General features: G+C 43.4%; 4 protein-coding genes. All 4 read left to right on the top strand.

Annotated elements, in window-relative coordinates; translation table 11 throughout:
* The first annotated feature begins 179 nt into the window (after positions 1 to 179).
* From FC07_RS10640 to FC07_RS10625, 4 genes are read left to right on the top strand one after another with little or no spacing between them, the layout of a single operon-like run.
* Positions 180 to 593 carry a Mini-ribonuclease 3 gene (locus FC07_RS10640; RefSeq protein ID WP_057905087.1) on the top strand — a complete coding sequence of 138 codons (414 nt, stop codon included), beginning with the start codon at positions 180 to 182 and terminating at the stop codon, positions 591 to 593.
* Positions 580 to 1,359, top strand: coding sequence for a 23S rRNA (guanosine(2251)-2'-O)-methyltransferase RlmB (gene rlmB, locus FC07_RS10635; protein WP_057905086.1), 780 nt, complete (start codon positions 580 to 582; stop codon positions 1,357 to 1,359). The genes FC07_RS10640 and rlmB overlap by 14 nt, the downstream gene beginning before the upstream one ends.
* Entirely contained in the window at positions 1,356 to 1,892 is a 537-nt protein-coding gene (locus tag FC07_RS10630) for an NYN domain-containing protein (RefSeq protein WP_057905085.1), read from the top strand. The genes rlmB and FC07_RS10630 overlap by 4 nt, the downstream gene beginning before the upstream one ends.
* 25 nt (positions 1,893 to 1,917) lie before the next feature.
* On the top strand, positions 1,918 to 2,568 hold the full coding sequence (locus tag FC07_RS10625; RefSeq protein ID WP_083483289.1) for a glycoside hydrolase family 73 protein: 651 nt from the start codon (positions 1,918 to 1,920) through the stop codon (positions 2,566 to 2,568).
* Positions 2,569 to 3,064 lie beyond the last annotated feature (496 nt).

Genomic DNA, 3,064 nt, shown 5'->3' with positions numbered 1-3,064 from the left:
AATAATTAAAAAGGGGCAGGCTATGCCCTCAAACTTCAAGAGTTAGTCCCTGCGATGACCCGTTTTTCGGCTATCGGAATACTAATGATGACGGAAGTAAACGAAATTCGGAAAGGAAAACTATACTTCTTTCTCATTATGTTTGATGACATAATGCTACATTTTGTATAGCAGTTAAAATGGAAAAAGTAGATTATGATCAATTAAATGGCATTGCGTTAGCCTATATGGGGGACGGTATTTATGAAGCCTATATTAGGCGCCATTTATTACATTTAGGCTTAACCAAGCCGACGAATTTGCAACATCGGGCCACCCATTATGTGTCGGCAAAAGCACAAGCTGCGCTGATTGAATTAATGTTGGCACAAGATAAGTTAACGGCAGATGAACTGCGTTTTTACAAACGCGGGCGCAACGCCAACAGTCATACCCATGCTAAAAATACCAGTGTGACCACTTACCGGATCTCCACTGGCTTTGAAGCGTTAATGGGGTATCTGACCTTAAGTGATCAATCCCAACGGTTAACGGAATTGGTAAACTGGTGCATTCAACAAGTGGAAGAAGGGAATACAAATGTCAAAGCGTGAACCAGAAACCGATGCGACTGATTTTGTCATTGGCCGTCATGCAGCCTTGGAAACGTTGAAAACGGAAGGGGCCAGTCGGGTCAATAAAGTGTTTTTGCAAAGCGGTTTAAAAGCCGATGCATTAGGCGACGTGCAGCGTTATGCCAAGCAGGCTGGTATTCCTGTGCAAAACGCCCCCAAAACCAAGTTGGATCTTTTAAGTGACGCCGGCAACCATCAAGGGGTGGTGTTAGCCATTACACCTTACCCTTATGTAGATATTGATGACTTATTTGCAGTGGCAGCGGCGAAACAACAACCACCATTTTTCCTGATTTTGGATAACATTGAAGATCCCCATAACTTAGGTTCGATTATGCGAACAGCCGATGCTGTAGGGGTTCACGGTATCATTATCCCTAAACGCCGGGCCGTCGGCTTAACCAGCACTGTCGCGAAGATCTCAACCGGTGCCATTGAACATGTTCCGGTGATGCGTGCCACGAACTTGGTTCAAACGGCTAAAGAATTGAAAAAACGCGGTATGTGGCTATTTGGAACGGATATGGCAGGCACTGATTACCGTCAGTGGAATGCCAAAGGCGCCATTGCCATTGTGATCGGTAATGAAGGCAAGGGCATTTCCCCATTGCTGAAAAAAGAAATGGATGAAGTCATTACGATTCCAATGGTCGGTCATGTGCAAAGCCTGAATGCCAGTGTGGCCAGTGCGCTTTTGATGTACCAAGCGTTGGCGGTAAAACAGCCATTAGGTGAAATTGGATGAAAAAAGAAATTTTAATTGTAGATGGCTATAATGTGATCGGCAATTGGCCAGAATTAGCAAAACTGAAAAAAGAAGATCACTTGGCCGATGCTCGGGATCAATTGTTGTCTGTTTTAGCAGAATACCGCCGGTTTGAAGACATTCGGATTATTTTGGTTTTTGATGCCATGTATGTGCCAGGGGTGACCCAACGTTATGATCAATACAATGTTGAAGTGGTGTGGACCAAGGAAGACGAAACAGCAGATAGCTATATTGAACAGTTAGCCGGCGAATTAAGCAATCGCTTAACGCAGGTCACCGTGGTCACCAGTGATCAGGCAGAACAGTGGACGATTTTTTCGCGTGGGGCCATGCGGATCTCATCGCGGGAATTTCTCAAGGTGATTCAACGTACAAAAGCGGCCATCACCCATACGGCGCGGCATTATCAAAACCATACCAGTCAACGCCGGATTCCTTGGAATGGCCAGCAATTGTTTTTGTTAGAAAAACTGCGGGATACACTGTCTGACAAAAAAAGTAAGCAATAGGCGTGAAAGATAAGGGAGTGGCCGATTGGCAGCAAAGAAAAAGCATTGGTGGCAGCAACGTAAACGTCGGAAAAAGTCAAAAAAGGCAGGACCGGCACGCTGGATAGCTGGCGCTTTTTTAGCGTTGATCTTAGTGGTTGGCGGGTTACGCCTAATTGGTTATGAAAATCGGACGCAAGTCCCTACAGAACAGGAAAAAGCAGCGATGGTGGCAGCAAAACAAAAAGCATTTATTCATAAGTTGGCGCCGGAAGCCCAGCGGCTACAAAAGAAATATCACGTGCTAGCCAGCATTACGTTGGCCCAAGCTATTTTGGAATCAAACTGGGGCAATAGTAAGTTGGCAACTGATTGTCATAACTTATTTGGTGTGAAAGGCACTGATCCGAAAACAACCAAGGTCATGCTGACCAAAGAGTATACCAATGGTAAATGGACCACCATCAAAGGTCGGTTTCAGGTGTATGCTTCTGATCAGGCGTCATTAGCGGCCCACGCCGCGTTACTGGCCAAAGGGACGACTTGGAATACCAATCAGTATCAACACGTGATTGCAGCAGACAATTATGTGGCGGCAGCAAAAGCCTTGCAGCAAGATGGCTATGCCACGGATCCAGATTATCCCACGAAGTTGATTAAAATGATCAAGTCCTATGACTTAGAACGTTACGATTAATGTTCGTATTTTACTAAATAATTCAGTTGGCAAAGCTGGCTAAACTGAATTATTTTTTTGAATTTTTCAGCGCATGAGGTGCTTTTACAGCTAGCTTTTCAAAATGAAAGGAATTTGTGCAAAATCCTAATATAATTCGCGGAAATATCATTGTCATTCGGAATTGACTGTGTTAAAGTGAAAATAATCCCAGAAATTAGCAGGCTTATTCGCATTATTCACCATGATAAAGTCAGACTTCCGGATCAAGATGCTAACTTGTAAAGCTTGTATTACAGATTATCATTAAATTTTTTAAGGAGCTGATAGCTGTTAACAAAAACATAGAATAACATCGAATTAAGTCGAAACATGTCATTCATAGAGATCAGTTTAAAAATGTAGATATGAATGACGCTCAAAAAATAAAATAGCAGAACAGTAGACCTTTTCATTAAAACCCTGTATGGTGAAGTTAATCACAAACGGGGGGGGTATTGAGATGATGCGAACGGTG

Origin of the sequence: Loigolactobacillus bifermentans DSM 20003 (assembly GCF_001434575.1) — a bacterium.
Lineage (GTDB): Bacteria > Bacillota > Bacilli > Lactobacillales > Lactobacillaceae > Loigolactobacillus > Loigolactobacillus bifermentans.
The sequence above is the reverse complement of the archived record's forward strand: the minus strand, read 5'-3'. Positions and strand labels throughout refer to the sequence as shown.